This is a genomic window from Methylomonas sp. AM2-LC (assembly GCF_039904985.1).
GTDB lineage: Bacteria > Pseudomonadota > Gammaproteobacteria > Methylococcales > Methylomonadaceae > Methylomonas.
Map to the genome: position 1 here is coordinate 1,833,877 of NZ_CP157005.1, position 17,581 is coordinate 1,851,457.

The window sequence follows — 17,581 nt, forward strand, 5'->3', positions numbered from 1 at the left end:
CGTTTACATTCTGTAACAGTGGATGTCTTGGAACAAACCGGATGAGCTAAGATTTAGGATTTAAACATAATGGTTGATGACTGCCTGAAATATAAAAATTTTTACCTTAAACACCAGTTAAATAACCGTATTCGTATTATTTCTCCAGTACTGGCGAATGATAGAGAACGCGGTTATATTTTTGAAATTCTGCTGAAAAAACGTCCTGAAATTACTCGGGTAAATTCGGTATTTGCGATTGGTTCAGTGACTATTGAATTCGATTCCCGTCGCTTACCCAAGAAAAATTTATTAATTTTATTGGATGCGGTACTGGGTAATATTGGTCAAAAGCAACACACCATCACTTCTCAACTTAAAAAAGAGTTTAACGGACCTTTGCAGGAAGTTGATTTGGCTGTGGAGGGTATGAGCTGCGCTTCCTGTGCATTATTAATCGAAATGGTGTTGAATCGTGACGCACGAGTAAAAACGGTCAGTGTCAATTTTGCCACCGAAACTCTCTCGGTACGAGGTCAATTAAGCAAACTTGAAGTGATTGAAAAAATTGAAAGCCTTGGCTATAGCGCCTTATTGATCGACACTTTATCGCAAAGGAAAAAACTGATTGAAAAGGAGTGTAATCGAATTGACGCAGCCCGACGTCGATTCGTATGGGCAGGGCTTTTAACAGTTCCCGTAGTTGCTTTGGTAATGTCAATGTCTCCCTCTCCCTGGATGCATTGGCTACAATTTATATTAACCTCACAAGTGGTGTTTGGGACCGGAAAGCCCTTTTTTGATAAAGCATATCGACTTTCCAAGCAGCGTACTGCCAACATGGATACCTTAATTGCTTTGGGCGTTGGTTCAGCCTATGCTTATAGTCTTCCCGCCTTGTTTAGGCGTCGTGGACACGTCTATTTCGAAGCAGCATCCACCATTATTGCCTTAGTTTTGTTAGGACGTTATTTAGAAGAACGGGCTAAGGGCCAAGCGGGTGAAGCTATTCGTAAGCTGGTTGATTTACAACCACAAATGGCTAATCTGTTAAAAAATGGAGTGGAACAAATAGTTGATGTTGATGAGGTACAGGTTGACGATCTACTGTTGGTGCGGCCGGGTGAAAAAATACCCACAGATGGTGTTGTCGTGTATGGTCTTTCTACAGTGGATGAGGCCATGGTCACTGGTGAAAGTATGCCAGTGGTTAAAAGTATAGGGCAGACAGTGATAGGTGGTTGTGTTAATGGCAGTGGCGTTTTGCATATTAAAGTGACTGCTACAGGTATGAATACTGTGCTGGCAGGTATCGTACATATGGTCGATCAGGCTCAATCCGCCAAGTTGCCTATTCAGAAACAAGTGGATAAAATTTCGGCGGTTTTTGTTCCAGCCGTGATGGGGGTATCTGCCGTTACTTTGGTGGGCTGGCTGTTGGTTGGGGTGCCATTTGCATTCGCTTTCGGCAATGCCATTACCGTATTATTGATTGCCTGCCCTTGTGCGCTCGGTCTGGCGACACCTGCTGCTATTATGGTAGGCACTGGTCAGGCTGCTAAAAAAGGTGTTTATGTTCGTAATGGCGAAAGCCTGGAAGTTGCTAGCAAACTCAATGCTATGGTGTTCGACAAAACCGGCACTATTACCGAGGGTAAGCCCAAAGTCAGTGATATTTTTAATTTATCATCCATGACCGAAGCCGAAATTATTTTACTGGCAGCATCGGCAGAATATAATTCTGAACATTTTCTCGGTAGAGCGATTGTTGCTCATGCGCGTGAAGCTGAGATTAATCTGGTCGAAAGCGCCTATTTTTATAGCGAAACCGGCTCCGGTATTCGCGCAAGTGTGTCCGAACACATAATATTGCTTGGCAACCAAAGTTGGCTGAAAAGCCAGAAAGTTCGGGTATCAGCGTTATCAGTGCAGGCAGATGTCTTTGCCGAACAAGGTAAAACAGCCGTTTATATGGCCATTGATGGCCAGGAAGCAGCGGTTTTTGCCATTGCAGATAATCAGCGCCCTGAATCCGCCGCTGCTATCACCCGCTTACACCAGTTGGGCATCAAAACCATGATGGTAACGGGTGATACTGAAAAAACCGCTTACTATATCGCTAAGCGTGTTGGTATAACTGATGTCATTGCTAACGTCAAACCCAATGAAAAACTGGAAATCATCCGTCAGTTACAAACTGAGGGTTATTTGGTTGGCATGATAGGTGACGGTATCAACGATGCCCCTGCTTTGGCTGCCGCCGATGTGGGTTTTGCCATAGGTAGTGGCACTGACATCGCTATTGAATCAGCTGATTTGACTTTGGTACAAGGAGATATTTCCAAAGTGACTGAGACTATTGAGCTCAGTACGTTTACCCTTCGCGTTATAAAACAGAATTTGTTTTGGGCGTTTGGTTACAACACTATTGCTATTCCAGTTGCTGCCTTGGGTAAGCTCAACCCCATGATTGCTGCAGCTGCCATGGCTTTAAGTTCTGTTTCCGTTATCGTTAATTCACTCAGGCTCAGTAAATAAATGGAACATAATATGGAAGGCATGTCCGGTATGGATCATTCCATGAATGGTATGGATCATAGTATGGCTGGCATGGATCACGGTATGCACGCTATGCAGGGTATGGCTGATATTGTCACTGCCTCTGGATTCGATTACACCTTGGCATTTATTGCTGGATTTTTAGGTAGTGGACACTGCTTGGGAATGTGCGGTGCGCTGGTGTCCGGCTATTTTATGAATACTGGCAAAACCAAAAGTATTTGGCCTTATATTGCATACCAATTTACCCGTATCAGTGTCTACGGTCTAATTGGTATTTCTGCCGCAATGCTGGGTGTGGTGTTGGTGGACAGTGGCATATTTGGCGAAATACAGAGCATTCTGCAAATGTTTATTGGTATGGTCGTGATTGTTTTGGCGTTCGGGATTTTGGGCTGGACTCCTTGGCAAGCCACTATAAGGCTAATTCCTATGCAGGCTTTGCGTAAAGGCTATGCCAGTTCCAGGCAAATGGGGCCTGTGTTAGGAGCCATACTCTCAGGGTTTTTAAATGGCTTAATGCCTTGCCCTTTAACTTTTGCCATGGCCGTTAAAGCCACTTCTGCCCATACTTTGCTGGAGGGAGGGGCGCTTATGCTAGTATTTGGTGCCGGTACCTTACCTATGATGCTTTTTATCAGTCTAGCATTTGGTAAAATCAGCGCTAAATTGCGAGGTTTTATGTATAAAGCCGCCGCCTTGATTATGATAGGTATGGGAATCAATACCATACATAAAGGTTTTAGTTTTTATCGAAACGCCAATTTTAGCCATAGTACCTTTCTTAGTGCCTTGCAAAGTATGTTGGATGATCTGCATGTATTAATTGGGCAAATGATCAACTATCTTGCCGATATGATAGGACACATACAGAGTTTGTAGTTTTCGACTGTACTCGTTGCTGCTTAAAGGAAATGCAAGTGATTCCAATCTTTAAATAATCACTACGGGTGCAAAACCACCGCCAGGCGTTCGAAAATTAGTGGTTTGACCTTGATAGAGTCGTGCGCAAATCAGTTGTGTTTGACCTTTATACACATAGTGGCGTAAATCGAGCTTCATTTTCACAATATCCTGTCCGATTTCCAAGTGCCTTTCGCTAGGTTTTATCAGTGTCTGTGCCACATAGTCATTTTCTAATATATAACTAAATACCTGTTTGGTTAATTTGTCGCCACGATAGGCCGCTTTGCTGCCAAATCCTCGGCAGGGTTTGAAAAATAAAGATTTGCGTGTGGACCAAAGTATCTCTGCTTTTTGGATATTAACCTGCTCGGTATGGGCTATTCCTTGTATAAGGATGTCACGGATGGCTGTTTCAACGCCAATACGCTCTAAAAAATCGGTATTACAAAGCCAAGTTAAATTACGTTTGTCCGCGTAAATGGCATGATTTCTGGGGTGAGGTGTAAGTACCACGTCACTAGCCAGATAAGCGGCGCGCAACGATTCTAGTTTAGGCTGTTCCAGGCTAAAGTCCGTTAAGCGATTATAAATTAGGTCGATCTTCAGTGCTCCGTGCCAAATTGCGCCATTATGATAATGAAGCTCGGATGGGTCGCAAATGACCGCACAAATACCCTGTTGTTCGAATAAATGTTTAAATAATATAAATTCGGGTAGCAGATATTGGTTGTTTGGCTCGTCATCAACGATAGCAATAGTATGTAAAGGCTGCGTGCCGCGCTCTGCTTGCCATTCCTGATAAAACATTGCTATAAATGAATTTTCGGGATCATCTATAAACTTTTCTGTAAGGTTTGCATGGTCAAATTGTCGGCTACCTATTTTTTTGCAACAGGCATGTTGGGCGTGACTTATTAAGCTATTGATTAAAGGTCCTCCCGCATTTGAGTTAATCTCGATTAGCTTGGGTCCGTCTGCAGCTAGGTGAAAATCGTAACCCACAAAAGCGCCAAATGCTTTAGGTTGAAATTGTGCAATTTGCGGTGCATAGTTTAGAACTTGTTTCTGAAAGGCTGGCATGGCGATTACTTTTTCCAGCGCCCAGATAATTTCCAGTTGTTTGTTTAGATGTGCTTTGTTGACAAAAACGGCTGAGTTTGCAATTAGATGCGGTCGTTCGTCAATCAGCATTCGATATAAATCACCGCGATTGTCGACACGGCTAAGCTGCTCTTCTAAAGCTTTGCGGTTAAGGGTTAGGCAGTGACATGCGCTGTTATATTCTTCCGCTTTCGATAAGGAAACACCGTCTTCAGCCATGAAAAAACGCCGAATTCGCTAGTTGATGTGCTGACATGTTTTTACTCCAGGGAACCTAGAAAAACCTGGCTTTTGTGCTTCGACAGGCTCAATGTGAACGGTAAGTTATTAATATATAAATGCCACCGTTCGCCCTGAGCCTATCGAAAGGTGGTTTTTCGAAGTTCCCAATAGTGTATTGTTAAGCGTTGTTGCTTTAGGATTCAACTTTAAAACCAGCATCAGAAATGGCGTCTTCAATCTCATCAAGATCAATTTCATCAGGATTGTAATCGACTTGAACTTGTTTGTCCTGATGGGATGCTTTAACGGAAAAAATGCCATTAAGCGCCGAAAGTTTTGTAGTTAGGGAGTTTTCGCAGCCTCCGCATTTCATGCCGATTACTTGTAATGTGACTGATTTGGACATAATGGAATTCCTGAAAATAGTGGGTAAGTTTTGGTAAACATTTTTACCTAAACATCGAGGGAAAGGTAAGACAAAAAAACTGCATATAAATTCAAACTTTGATGTAAGTCATGCTAGCTAGTGGCTGGCAAGCTTGGTTGTCAATCAAAATCAGACTATTATGCCAAGCGAAACACAATGAGTAAATTGCTAATCATTTTTCTTGTGATAGCAGCTTGTCTTTGTCATCGCCACTGTTAAACCCTTTAGCAAAAAAGTGTTGCAAAATGTATTCACAAATTTGTTCTGGATTATTTAAATCCAGACAAGGAATTGAGATTGGGGATGGTAACAATGAATCGCAGGCGATAGCGATTATGTGCTTATCATTAGGATAGAGTAAAGGCTTGCCCAGCTGTGAGCGATGTACTTCAATTTTAGGTATAGGGGCTTCTCTAAAGCCTTCTATTAATATCAAATCTAATCCGTCACTTGGAAATGCTGCAAGCTGTGTGGCTAAATCAAGGTCGGCATTATTGGTTAGCTCGGTGATTACGACGCGGCGGTAGGGTGAGACCAGCATTACAGGGGTTGCTCCAGCCTTGCGCAGTTTGTAACTGTCTTTACCTGGTTGGTCAACATCAAAATCATGATGGCTGGCTTTAATGACGCCTACTCTTAAGCCATGTTGGTTTAGAATGGGAAGAATGTGGGTGAGCAGGGTGGTTTTGCCTGCGCCACTGAAAGCAGCGAAACCAAGAACGGGTGGTTGATTAGTCAACATTGCGAGTTAGGATGGTGCAAAGTGGTCATATTCTATTTGAGTTGCTACTGAAGTGCTAGCAACGGCTTAGCTTGTAAAGAGTGTTGTGGTGTAAATCATTGTTTGGAAGCACTTAATGCAATTAGAAACAGAGGGTTTCGGATGATACGTATTTATCTGCTAGGAGGGCTTATCATTGTCATGGTAATGCTGGTATGGGTGTTGCCTTGGTTAAAAAAAGTCAGTCCAGAGCAAATCAAGGTATGGCTGAAAAAAATACTGACAGGTCTAGGCTTGCTATTGTTAGTGGCATTAGTTCTGTCTGGGCGCTTGAACTGGTTGTTTGCATTATTGGGTGTGGTGTTTGCAACGGGGTTGCGGTTGGCTCCAGTTTTATTAAGATATATGCCCCATCTGCATAAATTATGGACTTTTTTCAAGTCTGCAAAAAAACAGCAAAAATCTGATTCAGAAAATTTTAGATCTGCCGCTATTACTCAACAAGAAGCATTGGATATTTTGGGGCTTAAAGCAGGTGCCAGTGCAGCAGATATTATTGCTGCTCATCGTAAATTGATCGCACGTGTTCATCCTGATAAAGGTGGGTCTGATTATCTTGCTGCGCAAATAAATTTGGCTAAAAAAGTTTTATTAAATTCTTAGAAAATTTATGCGGTGTAGTTAATTTATTGAATTTGTAAACTGTGACCTCAGCCAAATAAAACGGCAAATAAAAATATTGACACAGTAAATGTAATCTGATCTATTTTTTTAACGAAAAAATAATACCCGCATTTTTAGTAAAAAATTGTTAAAAAGGTGAATTTGCCCGCAAAAAACGGCAATATTATCAATTGATAACACAGATATTTTAAAGTTAAACTGTCATTGTGTTTTTACGGGCCGTTTTGTTAGATGTTGTGTAATGTTGCACGAATTAATGCTAATGTTTGCTATTTACTTCGCATTTTTTTAGTGTGATTTAATAAATTGCATAGGTAGCACTACAGTCTGATCGGTCTGATATTGCAAGTCCTTACCCGGAGACTACTCATGATGGAAGAAGTATTAAATGTAGCAAAAGAGTTGGATGTACCCGATTTAATGTGTTTTGATGACATTGATGATGATATCTCTGATCTCGATATAAGCGATGTACCAGAAGTTTTTAAACTGGTAGATAGTGATAATACCGATTCGCAGAACGATTCAAATTTTGATGTGACTCGTGCCTATCTGAATGATTTAAGCAAATCGAAGCTTTTGAGTGCTGATGAAGAAAAAATCTATGGTAAGCGAGCTTTAAATGGAGATGAGAGCGCTCGTAAAATCATGATAGAAAGTAATTTACGGTTGGTAGTAAAAATATCACGCCGTTATCTGAATCGTGGATTACCATTGCTGGATTTGATTGAAGAAGGGAATCTGGGCTTAATTAGAGCCGTTGAAAAATTTGATCCTGATCGTGGATTTAGATTTTCCACCTATGCAACCTGGTGGATCAGACAAACGATCGAAAGAGCTATCATGAATCAGACGCGTACTATACGTCTGCCTATTCATGTTGTAAAAGAAATGAATGTTTATTTAAAGGCGCAGCGCCTACTGACTCAGCAGCTCGATCATGAGCCTACGGTTGAAGACATAGCCAGACATTTAGATAAACCGGTAGACACCGTCAGTAAAATGCTGAAACTCAATGAGCGTGTCAGCTCAGTTGATGTTTCAAGCAGTAAAGATTCCGATAAAACCTTGTTAGAAACTCTGTCCGATGATGAAAGTCATTCGCCGATGGAAATTTTACAAGACAATGCTATCCATAAAAACTTAGCACATTGGTTACATCAGTTGGCAGATAAACAACGTGACGTGATTTGTCGCCGCTATGGCTTGTGTGGCTATGAAAACGAAACGTTGGAACAAGTAGCTTGGGAATTAGGTGTTACCAGAGAAAGGGTCAGACAAATTCAAATGGATGGCCTGAAACGATTAAAAGAAATTCTGGAAAGTAATGGCTATACCTACGAAGCTATTTTTGATTGATCTTGATTGTTAGAGTATGGTCTTAATCTGTTTATGTTGAATAAAGAATACGCAAAGGCGAATTACCTTACTGGATGCTTGAGTTTAACTTAAGCCAATCCAATGTCGTGCGAAAGACCGTTTAACCTGGCCCGTTGCAGGATGAGCGTCCTTTCTCACGTGGTAATTGCCATTGATTATCGATTTTCGCGCACCTCAAATTCAATTTTCCAGTGTTGGTGTGGATTGAGGCGTGATACTGCACGTAATTCTAATGTTCCCACTTCAGTGATGGCTGCTGATAAATTGACAGGCACCACTTCGCCACTACGTTGACCCTCTTCAGGTAGCGTAATTTCTATTTCGTTTAGTTCCTCAAGTTCCTCGGCATCCCAAGCTTCTAAACGGCTACCTACACTATCGCTACGGCGTGTTTTAGACGCAAAAAAACGAAAGCGGACAGGCTCTCCAATGACCAGGCCAAATTCATCATTGGGTAGTACTTGCTCACTGCCTTCTTCCATGCCAAACGCCGCAATGCATAATGCTTCAATTTCCGGTGGCAAACCGGGTACAGCTGGCATGGCACTTTCAACACCCACATAATAAGCTGCTGCTGTACCGCCTTTGATACGTACCCCTTTTCCTTTACGAACATGCCCGTAATAGGCCGCGCCTCTGGCAACGGCTAAATCTAGATCGGCTCCCTGTAATAAACGGGCCTCTGGGGCTTTGTCTGCTTCCAGCCAACCATTTAAAATAGCTAATAAGCGTTGCGCCAAATTTTCAGATTTAAGGACGCCGCCATTGAATAACACTCCGGTGGGGTGCAAAAAACTAGCATGCTCAGGTGTATTAATATCTTTAAATTCACCTGCTGCATGTAATTGTTTGGATAAAAACGCAGCTAGATGCCTGCTGATAGCTGCATCTTGAGCATAAGGTAAACCCGTACTACGTAAGCCACTGCGTGGTCTTGATTGTGGCTTGTCGTGGATGCCTACTACTGGCAGAAAGCCTTCTACAAGAACCCTGTTGAGTTCCTCGCGGTTTAATTCACTGCGCAAAGTGCCTCCGATTAAGGACGAGCCACGGCTGGCAATTACCAGCGGGATAGTTTCTAATTCTGCATGCGTGAATAATTTTTCTTTGGCCTCTCGGCAGGCATGGGTTAATGCTTGTAATTGCCAGTTCTCCAGGCGCTTGCCTCCATCTTGTTCCAGCTTGGCTTTTACCGTGTAAGCGAGGGCCAAATCCATGTTATCGCCACCTAGCAAGATATGATCGCCAACTGCTACTCGGGTCAATTGCAAATTACCTTGATCTTCAGTAACAGCAATCAAAGATAAGTCTGTGGTGCCACCGCCAATATCGATGACTAAAATAATATCGCCGACTTTTACCTGCTGACGCCAGTCCCGGCCGTTTTTTTCAATCCAGCTATATAAAGCTGCTTGTGGCTCCTCTAGTAACACAGCTTGCTGCAAGCCTACTGCACGAGCAGCTTCTACAGTGAGTTCACGTGCTGCTGGATCAAAAGATGCAGGCACAGTAATAGTCAGTTCTTGTTCTTGTAGAGGGTGTTGCGGAAATTGATGATTCCAAGCATCGCATAAATGTTGCAAATACGCCTTACTGGCTGTAAACGGAGACACGCGTGGTACATCTTCGGGGGCTTCAGGGGGTAGTATGGCTGCTTTACAATCTATTCCGGTATGACATAGCCAGCTTTTGGCGCTGGAAACCAGTCGGATGGGGGTTTTGCTGCCTAAATTGCGGGCAATTTCTCCGACCAGGTGTTCTGCTTGATGGCACCAGGGTAGGGCTGTTGTACCTTCAGAAATTTCGGCCCCATGTGCCAAATACATAAATGAGGCTAGCTGAGTTTTGTCTTCTACTGTGCCGGGTGCTGTTAACTGCGGTATCGAAAATACAGTGAGTGTCGGCTGTTCCTGATCCGCAGATTGCAAATCCAGGTAGGAGAGTACGCAATGTGTCGTCCCTAAGTCAATGCCAACGGAATAACGTAAACCCTCACTCATAATTCTACCTCGGCAGGGGCAATAATTTTAGGGTTGTGACCAGCGGTCAGCTTGGGTAAATGCAACTCGCTGACCTGCCAACCTTTATGTACCAACACGCCAGTGAACGGAGCAGTTCCTACAACATTGCCCGTTAGTCGGTAAGCGTTAGCATCAAATCCTTGATCGAGAGTGATACGTTGTCCTTCCTGATCTGTACTGACTGGGTTTATGGTAAAGTGATCTTTGATGACTGTTGCACATCCCTGATGGACTATGCGCGCCGCAGCTCCAATATCTGCGTCGCTATAGGCTTGCATGTTTTCATTAATAAAATCAATAAAACGCGCTTCTTTTTGCAATAGGCTGAGAAGTTGTAAGGCCGCATCATCACTTGCTTCTTTTAAAATAATCGGTTCGGGTGCTGGTTGTTGTACGATTTTTTCAACTTCAACAATTTTTTCCACCTCAATTATTTTTTCGACCACTTTTATTTCAGGGGCCTGTAATGACGCTGCTGTTGATTTTTTAGAGCGCAGACTAGACCAGAATGCAGCAATTGATAGAATGATTATAAGTAGCGTTAGCACTGCGACAGTACCCGCTAAACAAACATGCCATAAATCTAAAGTGGTAGGGCGTAAGGATAAATCAATGCTAAAAGTATTCATGAATAGTCTATAAACGGTTAAGAGATAAGTAGTTTATGAGAGTTATTAGCAGTATGCAGTACTGGTTGGTCAGCCAGATGCTAGTTGTTCTGCTCAAATGTTAACAGGACACACATGTCCGGCATTTTGATCAAATTAGTTTTAAACAAACAAATAGTTGGGATTATTGCCCTGCTTTTTTAGCCGCTTCTGCATACATCAACTCTTGCAGCACGTTGCGTGTGACCTGAATACGCATTTTTTTAAGGTGTCTGTCCGCTAAAACCCCTGGCACTCCAGCGTCTATATACACGGTGCGAATTTCGCTAAGAACGGGTTCACATTCTTTGATTACCGCATCAGTAGCGTGTCGGCTTTCAAGTTTGGCTACATCGGGTTTGCGCATAGCGTCTACTACGCATTTTTTATAATTATACTGGGCTTTTTGTATTTTTTGGATGACAGCGTCACTTAAGGTCGTATCTTGCCATTCTTCTTTAACAGGTGCTGTAACAGGTGCTGTGGTTTCCTCGGCGCATACATAACTGGAGGTTATTAGGAAAATCAAAAATAAAATCGGTTTCATGGTATTGCTCCGCAGATTGGATGAATAGACATCGAGTGGGTAGCGATTTTACGCGAAGCGGGTCACAATGAACAATAGCAATGCTTAATGATAAATAGGTAAATATTTATTGCTGCCAATCAAACCTGTTTAATCGGCTTATTTATTAGGCATCAAACACCCTATAGATCATTTCTTTAACCGTTTGCGGATCAAACGGTTTATCACAAATAGCCGAGACCCCGGCTTTATGTACATTACTGAGACGGGTTTGATTATCCTCACTGGTTACCATTAAGATCGGTATCACACTATTCATCAGTTCACCACGTATATGTTTGATTAACTGCTGACCATCCATGATCGGCATATTGTAATCGGTAATGATCAGATCAAAAGCTTGTTGGTCCTTTCTAAATATTTCCAAGCCTTCGCTACCATCATGCGCTTGAGTAATCTTGACTATTCCCATGTTGTTTAAAACTCGAGTGATATGTTTACGAGCTAGAGCGCTGTCATCAACCACCAGAACCTTTACATTTTCAATATCATAATGCTCAAGAGAAATTTCTTGTGGATCGATAAATTCTATGCTGGAACGTAAAGCGTTTTTTAAATCCTCATGCACGAATGGTTTGGGTAAAATAGCAACCACGCCTGCTTGTCTGATGCTATCCAGTACATCAAAACTCGATTCACTGGAAACCAGCATAAATGAAATATTGTGAAGTTTTTCATCGTGACGGATACGCTCTAGCAGCTCTATTGCGGTCATATCCGGCAGATAGAGAGCGCTAACAATTAAGTCAGGTTGATGTTGTTCTAAAACGGCTAATGCTTCCTTGCCCGATGAAATTCCTTCAATATTGGTGATGCCTTCACTACGCAAATGCTGGAGAATAACTTTAAGCTGCATTGCGGAAGGTTCTATTAGCAATATCGATAAATCGGAGATTTTTATAGAGTGCATAGAGTTTATGGGTCGATAAGTTGGCTAAAAAAGTGTATAAATCAAATAACCGTAACTAAGAGAACCTTGAAAAACTACACTAGTTCGAGACTGTTGGTCGATTTACCAAAGCCAAGTTTTTCTAAATTTATCTCTTATACCTCAATCAAAGATAGACTGTAATTGCCAATGATACAAGAAGTACTGATTTCGACCATTAATGCCGAAGGCGAAACGCACATTGCGCCAATGGGGGTGCATGTAGATGCCAATCAATTAATCGTTTTGCCGTTCAAACCCTCATTGACGTTGGATAATCTGTTACAAACCAAGACAGCGGCTATTAATTATAGTGATGATGTCCGAATTTTTGCAGGTTGTGTAACTGGGAGGCGTGATTGGCCACTACTGCCAACTGAGTGTATAAATGGAAATTACTTGGCTGATGCATTGGCACATACTGAGGTAAAACTAGAGCAACTGGAAGATGACAGTGTCCGTCCAAGATTATTTTGTACACGCTTACACAGTGTCAATCATAAACCTTTTCAAGGTTTTAACCGTGCCCAATACTCGGTGTTGGAAGCTGCAATTTTGGTCAGTCGGCTGGGTAGATTACCCTGGGAAAAAATCAGTTCCGAACTTGATTATTTACGTATTGGTCTGGAAAAAACCGGTGGTGACAGAGAATGGCAGGCTTGGGGTTGGCTAATGCAGGCTATTGAAGAATATCGCCTAAATAGTGAGGATCTATAATGAGTTTAATGCTGGCCAGTGTCAACAGCCTTGCTGAAGCGCGTTTAGTTGAGGCGGCACAAGTGGATATTATTGATCTTAAACAACCAAGCTTGGGCGCTTTAGGTGCGTTAGATACGCAAGTGGTTGCCGATATTGTGCTTAATTTATTGCCAACCAGCAAAGTAAGTGCCACGGTCGGCGATTTGCCTATGCATAAAGAGACTGTTTGCAATGCTGTTGCGGCAATGGCTGAAACTGGCGTTGATTATATTAAAGTGGGTATTTTTCCTGGGGGAGAGCCACTAGAATGTATTGCGGGTTTAGCTGAGTTTGCCCAGAATGGTTATGCGCTTATCGCGGTATTATTTGCAGATGCGCCGCTGGATTTAACGCTGATACCTCGTTTGGCTGCAGCCGGGTTTCGTGGTGTAATGTTGGATACTCAATTTAAGCAGCATGGCTCTTTACCGCATTTGTTAGAACCTGAGCAACTGCAAACTTTTGTACAAACTGCACAAAATCATGCTTTATTAACCGGATTAGCCGGATCGCTTACCAGTGCAGATATTGCCGGTTTGTTGCCTTTACAGGCTGATTATTTGGGTTTCCGTGGCGCATTATGTTGTAAGGGCTGTCGTACGTCTGACTTGGATATTTCGCAAGTGACACATATTAAGACTTTGCTAACGGTTTGAATAAATGTAAGTAAATTAAACACACATAACGGAAAATATGATGAGCATACCTACAGAATCGATAGGCAGTATCCCGCGTCCGCCACAATTACTGGAAGCACTCAGTGAATATAGCGCTGGGCGATTATCCATTACTCAGTTGAACAACTGTTACGATGAGGCTTTACGCGATACTATACAGAAATTAGAAGCGACTGGGTCACCGATCATTTCTGATGGTGAACAATCCAAGTCCAGTTTTGCTACCTATGCCTTACATGGCCTTGATAATCTTGATAATGATGGGGTGGTGATTAACTTTGCTGACGGTCATTCACGGCAGTTACCCAAATTAACCGCCGGACCGTTTAAATATGCGATTAATGCTGGCTCCTACCTGAAAGCAGCAAAACGATTCACCTCTTTACCGTTGAAACAGGCGGTCATTTCTGCATCGGCACTCAGTCTGATTTATCCTCAAGCAGGTATTGATGGCTATCCACAGGAAAAGTTTATCCAGGATTTGATTTTGGGAACGGTGGCAGATATTCGCAGTTGTCTGGATCAAGGGGCACATTGTGTACAAATCGATTTTACTGAGGCGCGGCTCGCGTTGAAATTAGATCCTTCTGGTCAATTACTTAATCAGTTCATTACGTTAAACAATCAAGTACTTTCACACTTTACCGCAATAGAACGTCAACAGATTGGTATACATAGTTGCCCTGGCGGGGACCATGACTCCACGCATAGTGCCGATGTGGATTATGCTGGCTTACTTCCCAGCCTGTTTCAACTCAATGCGGGTAATTTCTACCTGCAATTGGCCAGCGAACCAGAGCCGGAAACCGTATTGGCAAATATCAAAGCCCATAAACGTTCTGATCAGCGTGTATTTATAGGGGTGATTGACGTTCTGAATTCTGACGTGGAATCACCTGAGTTGGTGAGAGACCGAGTTTTACAGGCCGCAGAATTTATTCCGCTTAATGCGCTAGGCACAACGGATGACTGTGGTTTTTCACCCTTTGCAGATGATGAATCAACGGCACGTGAGACCGCTTTTGAAAAAATAAAGGCCAGAGTGATAGGTACAAAGCTTGCAGCTGAAAAGTTGAAACTTTAGGTTTAAGTTGCGGAGTTTTTTGTAGATAAATGGCACGGAATTAAGCAATAACTTTGGGTTAGCTCGAAGGACCTAACCCAAAATAGAGAATTAACGCTTATTTGGCTTCCTTAGTGGTTGCCGGTTTACTGGGACCTACACCTTGTCCTTCGCATGCTGCTAAAGTGATTACTGCAAATGCTAACAATATGATTTGTGTGGTTATTTTCATGGATTTTTTTTAGGTTTTACGCATTTAATTAGCTGCCTTGTGTTGATTTTTATCAACACATAACAGTGTATGAGCCTTAGTGGCTCACGTTCACCGTAACACTTTTATGTGTAGATAGATAGCGATATAGACTAAAAAGCTTAAATTTTTTATAGGAATTGGCTGCAGCTTATAATATTGAATATAAACCAATAATGCTGGAAGTTATGAAATTGGCCGTGGCACTTATTGGCAGTATTAATATGCAAGGAAATGTTAAAATAGCTGTAGCAACGGGAAATGTAGATGCTAAAATCTGAATGGATATGCACTGCTTGTTCCTGACTGCTGTGTATCGTAGTGCAGATCAAAATGCTATAAGCTTGAGTCGTTAGACCTAAGTAAGGTGTTCTCTAACCAGACCTGAAAGCATAATTTGAGATGCATTAGCTTAAAAATTATCCAAATTTATAGGAAATAACATGCATATTCTGGGTGTTGATATTGGTGGGTCTGGTATTAAAGGTGCCATTGTAGATACGTTAACGGGTGAACTGATTACAGAGCGGCATCGTATAGATACACCACAGCCAGCTACTCCAGAAGCCATTTCAATGGAACTGAAAGAACTGGTTACGCATTTTAACTGGCAGGGACCCATAGGCTGCGGTTTTCCGGCAGCTATCCAGCAAGGCGTGGTAAGAACGGCCTCAAATATTTCGCCAACATTTCTGGGTGTAAATATTGATAAGTTATTTTCAGACGCTACAAATTGTCCCTGTTACAATTTAAACGATGCTGATGCTGCAGGTTTGGCAGAGCTGCATTTCGGTGAAGGGGTTGGTCAAGCCGGTGTGGTGTTACTAATTACTATTGGTACTGGACTTGGCACAGCCTTGTTTACTGATGGCGTATTAACGCCCAATACAGAATTAGGTCATCTCTATCTGGAAAATGGTGTTAAAGCAGAACATCATGCTTCAGATGCAGTACGTAAATATCATGATTTGGGTTGGAAAACCTGGGGAAATCGTTTTAATACGTATTTAAAAATGATGGAGAGACTGTTTTGGCCTGATCTCATTATATTGGGTGGAGGAGCCAGTAAAAAGTTCGACAAATTTAAAGCACAACTCAGCGTCGAAGCGCCTGTTAAACCCGCTGCATTTTTAAATCAAGCTGGCATAGTGGGTGCAGCCTTACACGCTGAATTAAAGTCGACAGCTGTAAGCAAACAAACTGACAGTGTTGTAACAGAGCTTTAATTGTAACTATTTAATCAAATTAACGCGGTAAGCCCTCGTGCAGTGGTTGATTGTTGAGTATTGGTATCGATTTAATTTCAACGAGCGCTTACCCGTTTTTTGGTAACCTGGATAAACCTGGTTTTTGTGCTTCGATAGGCTCAGTGTGAACGTTAAGTTATTGATTCATAAATGTCACTGTTTGCCCTGAGCCCTTCGGTGTTGCTTTTATCGAAGTCGGTATTTTAGCGGCTCACTTCAGTTAGTTTTATCGGCATAAATGTTTATAACCAGCTCTTTAAACCAGTTTGGCCTGAAAATCACCACGTATAAACCTATGCCACTGCTGATAGGAATCGGAGCAATACTTAAAAACATGAGTATGATTAATACAATTCCTGCTTTGATGCGTGCAAATTTAGAAACTCTAGACATGCTGCCCCCTGAAGATATGCTCAAAACTGAATAGCTAGCTGTTGATTTGCTTAGCTACTATAACAAGCCACACAGCGACCACAAAACTGTTCTATACATTCAAGCTAAATTACCTGTTTAACCCCACTTTTGCGTATTTAAGTTAATGTTTACAGCAATTCGTCTCAAGACCTGTCAAGTCTTATAATAGATTAGAGCAATTTCGGCCAATTTTTTAAATAAAACCTACCAGCCAATCGTATCAAATATGGTAGGCAGTAAAAATGAATGCTATCCTTTCTGTTAGATTTTTTGCAACTGAAGCAGGCAGCGAGCCAGTCAGAGAATGGTTGAAAGGTTTATCCGCCCAAGACAGGAAAACGATAGGCGAAGATATTAAACAGTTCAATTCGGTTGGCCTCTCGGTATGCCGTTAGTCGATCATATCGACGGTGACATTTGGGAGGTTCGAATCAAACTTGATAACCGGATTGCACGCGTTTTGTTTTCAATAGAACACCATACGATGATTTTACTGCACGGCTTTATCAAGAAGACTCAAAAAACACCCAAGCCTGAAATTGATTTAGCAAAACAAAGATTAAAAGTGTTACGAGGTAAGAAATGAATAGTCACCAAGTAGAAAATCTTCATGTCGGCAGTAGCTTCGATGATTTCCTAAGCGAGGAAGCCATTCTTGAAGAAGTTACGGCTCTAGCGGCCAAACGCGTTATTGCTTGGCAAATTTCTGAAGGCATGTCTTCACTTAAGCTCAGTAAAACAGCAATGGCAAAAAAAATGCACACTAGCAGGGCTTCGCTTAATCGATTGCTAGATGAAGAAGATACCAGTTTAACTCTCACCACTTTAATCAGTGCTGCAACGGCACTGGGCAAAAAAGTAAAAATAGAGTTAGAATCTGTGTAAATTTCATCTACACCTAACCCTTTGTATGCTTGAAATCGGCCATAATCCGCCACAGAATAATCATTGAGGAATGACTGCAAACAGGCACATTGCCGCCGATGACTTTGCTTCAAAAATCCAACGGACTTTTCGCTTCTTTGATCGTC

At 42.1% G+C, this 17,581-nt stretch carries 19 protein-coding genes; 11 read left to right on the plus strand and 8 right to left on the minus strand.

Going from position 1 to position 17,581, the window contains the following annotated elements:
* Positions 1-69 precede the first annotated feature (69 nt).
* A complete protein-coding gene (locus tag ABH008_RS08330; RefSeq protein ID WP_347989390.1) occupies positions 70-2,517 on the plus strand; it encodes a heavy metal translocating P-type ATPase in 2,448 nt (815 codons plus the stop codon).
* On the plus strand, positions 2,518-3,420 hold the full coding sequence (locus ABH008_RS08335) for a sulfite exporter TauE/SafE family protein (RefSeq protein WP_347989391.1): 903 nt from the start codon (positions 2,518-2,520) through the stop codon (positions 3,418-3,420). It abuts the gene before it with no gap.
* Between the two features lie 51 nt (positions 3,421-3,471).
* On the opposite strand, the gene ABH008_RS08340 is transcribed toward ABH008_RS08335, so the two are convergent.
* From ABH008_RS08340 to mobB, 3 genes are all read right to left on the minus strand, one after another.
* Positions 3,472-4,764 (minus strand): hypothetical protein, encoded by a 1,293-nt coding sequence (locus ABH008_RS08340; RefSeq protein ID WP_347989392.1) that lies wholly within the window; start codon positions 4,762-4,764, stop codon positions 3,472-3,474.
* A gap of 196 nt (positions 4,765-4,960) precedes the next feature.
* Complete coding sequence (locus tag ABH008_RS08345; RefSeq protein WP_347989393.1) at positions 4,961-5,173, minus strand: heavy-metal-associated domain-containing protein; 213 nt, start codon at positions 5,171-5,173, stop codon at positions 4,961-4,963.
* A 193-nt stretch (positions 5,174-5,366) separates the two neighbouring features.
* On the minus strand, positions 5,367-5,936 hold the full coding sequence (mobB, locus tag ABH008_RS08350) for a molybdopterin-guanine dinucleotide biosynthesis protein B (RefSeq protein ID WP_347989394.1): 570 nt from the start codon (positions 5,934-5,936) through the stop codon (positions 5,367-5,369).
* Positions 5,937-6,077: 141 nt separating this feature from the next.
* Between mobB and ABH008_RS08355 the strand changes: the two genes are divergently transcribed.
* Positions 6,078-6,578: a molecular chaperone DnaJ gene (locus ABH008_RS08355; protein ID WP_347989395.1), complete on the plus strand. Its 501-nt coding sequence runs from the start codon at positions 6,078-6,080 to the stop codon at positions 6,576-6,578.
* 390 nt (positions 6,579-6,968) lie between these two features.
* Positions 6,969-7,958 (plus strand): RNA polymerase sigma factor RpoS, encoded by a 990-nt coding sequence (gene rpoS, locus ABH008_RS08360; RefSeq protein WP_347989396.1) that lies wholly within the window; start codon positions 6,969-6,971, stop codon positions 7,956-7,958.
* 176 nt (positions 7,959-8,134) lie between these two features.
* Here the strand turns inward: rpoS and ABH008_RS08365 are convergent, their stop codons facing one another.
* From ABH008_RS08365 to ABH008_RS08380, 4 genes are all read right to left on the minus strand, one after another.
* Positions 8,135-9,979 carry an Hsp70 family protein gene (locus ABH008_RS08365; protein WP_347989397.1) on the minus strand — a complete coding sequence of 615 codons (1,845 nt, stop codon included), beginning with the start codon at positions 9,977-9,979 and terminating at the stop codon, positions 8,135-8,137.
* A complete protein-coding gene (locus tag ABH008_RS08370; RefSeq protein WP_347989398.1) occupies positions 9,976-10,629 on the minus strand; it encodes a DUF2760 domain-containing protein in 654 nt (217 codons plus the stop codon). The genes ABH008_RS08365 and ABH008_RS08370 overlap by 4 nt, the downstream gene beginning before the upstream one ends.
* A 163-nt stretch (positions 10,630-10,792) precedes the next feature.
* On the minus strand, positions 10,793-11,194 hold the full coding sequence (locus tag ABH008_RS08375) for a hypothetical protein (protein ID WP_347989399.1): 402 nt from the start codon (positions 11,192-11,194) through the stop codon (positions 10,793-10,795).
* A 145-nt stretch (positions 11,195-11,339) separates the two neighbouring features.
* Positions 11,340-12,143, minus strand: a complete 804-nt coding sequence (locus ABH008_RS08380; RefSeq protein WP_347989400.1) for a response regulator — start codon at positions 12,141-12,143, stop codon at positions 11,340-11,342.
* A gap of 168 nt (positions 12,144-12,311) precedes the next feature.
* Here ABH008_RS08380 and ABH008_RS08385 point away from each other — a divergent pair, with 168 nt between their 5' ends.
* The 4 genes from ABH008_RS08385 to ppgK all read left to right on the plus strand — a co-directional run bounded on the left by ABH008_RS08385 (position 12,312) and on the right by ppgK (position 16,115).
* On the plus strand, positions 12,312-12,878 hold the full coding sequence (locus tag ABH008_RS08385) for a DUF447 domain-containing protein (RefSeq protein ID WP_347989401.1): 567 nt from the start codon (positions 12,312-12,314) through the stop codon (positions 12,876-12,878).
* Positions 12,878-13,555: a (5-formylfuran-3-yl)methyl phosphate synthase gene (locus ABH008_RS08390; protein WP_347989402.1), complete on the plus strand. Its 678-nt coding sequence runs from the start codon at positions 12,878-12,880 to the stop codon at positions 13,553-13,555. The genes ABH008_RS08385 and ABH008_RS08390 overlap by 1 nt, the downstream gene beginning before the upstream one ends.
* Before the next feature lie 40 nt (positions 13,556-13,595).
* Entirely contained in the window at positions 13,596-14,660 is a 1,065-nt protein-coding gene (locus tag ABH008_RS08395) for a cobalamin-independent methionine synthase II family protein (RefSeq protein WP_347989403.1), read from the plus strand.
* A 672-nt stretch (positions 14,661-15,332) separates the two neighbouring features.
* A complete protein-coding gene (gene ppgK / locus ABH008_RS08400; protein ID WP_347989404.1) occupies positions 15,333-16,115 on the plus strand; it encodes a polyphosphate--glucose phosphotransferase in 783 nt (260 codons plus the stop codon).
* Positions 16,116-16,352: 237 nt separating this feature from the next.
* Here ppgK and ABH008_RS08405 read toward each other — a convergent pair whose 3' ends face one another.
* A complete protein-coding gene (locus ABH008_RS08405) occupies positions 16,353-16,529 on the minus strand; it encodes a hypothetical protein (RefSeq protein ID WP_347989405.1) in 177 nt (58 codons plus the stop codon).
* 263 nt (positions 16,530-16,792) lie between these two features.
* On the opposite strand from ABH008_RS08405, the gene ABH008_RS08410 reads away from it, so the two are divergent.
* The 3 genes from ABH008_RS08410 to ABH008_RS08420 are packed head-to-tail and all read left to right on the plus strand — an operon-like array spanning position 16,793 to position 17,435.
* Positions 16,793-16,945 (plus strand): hypothetical protein, encoded by a 153-nt coding sequence (locus ABH008_RS08410; RefSeq protein ID WP_347989406.1) that lies wholly within the window; start codon positions 16,793-16,795, stop codon positions 16,943-16,945.
* Positions 16,936-17,136, plus strand: a complete 201-nt coding sequence (locus tag ABH008_RS08415; RefSeq protein WP_347989407.1) for a type II toxin-antitoxin system RelE/ParE family toxin — start codon at positions 16,936-16,938, stop codon at positions 17,134-17,136. Before ABH008_RS08410 ends, ABH008_RS08415 begins: the two co-directional genes overlap by 10 nt.
* On the plus strand, positions 17,133-17,435 hold the full coding sequence (locus ABH008_RS08420; RefSeq protein ID WP_347989408.1) for an XRE family transcriptional regulator: 303 nt from the start codon (positions 17,133-17,135) through the stop codon (positions 17,433-17,435). The genes ABH008_RS08415 and ABH008_RS08420 overlap by 4 nt, the downstream gene beginning before the upstream one ends.
* Positions 17,436-17,581 lie beyond the last annotated feature (146 nt).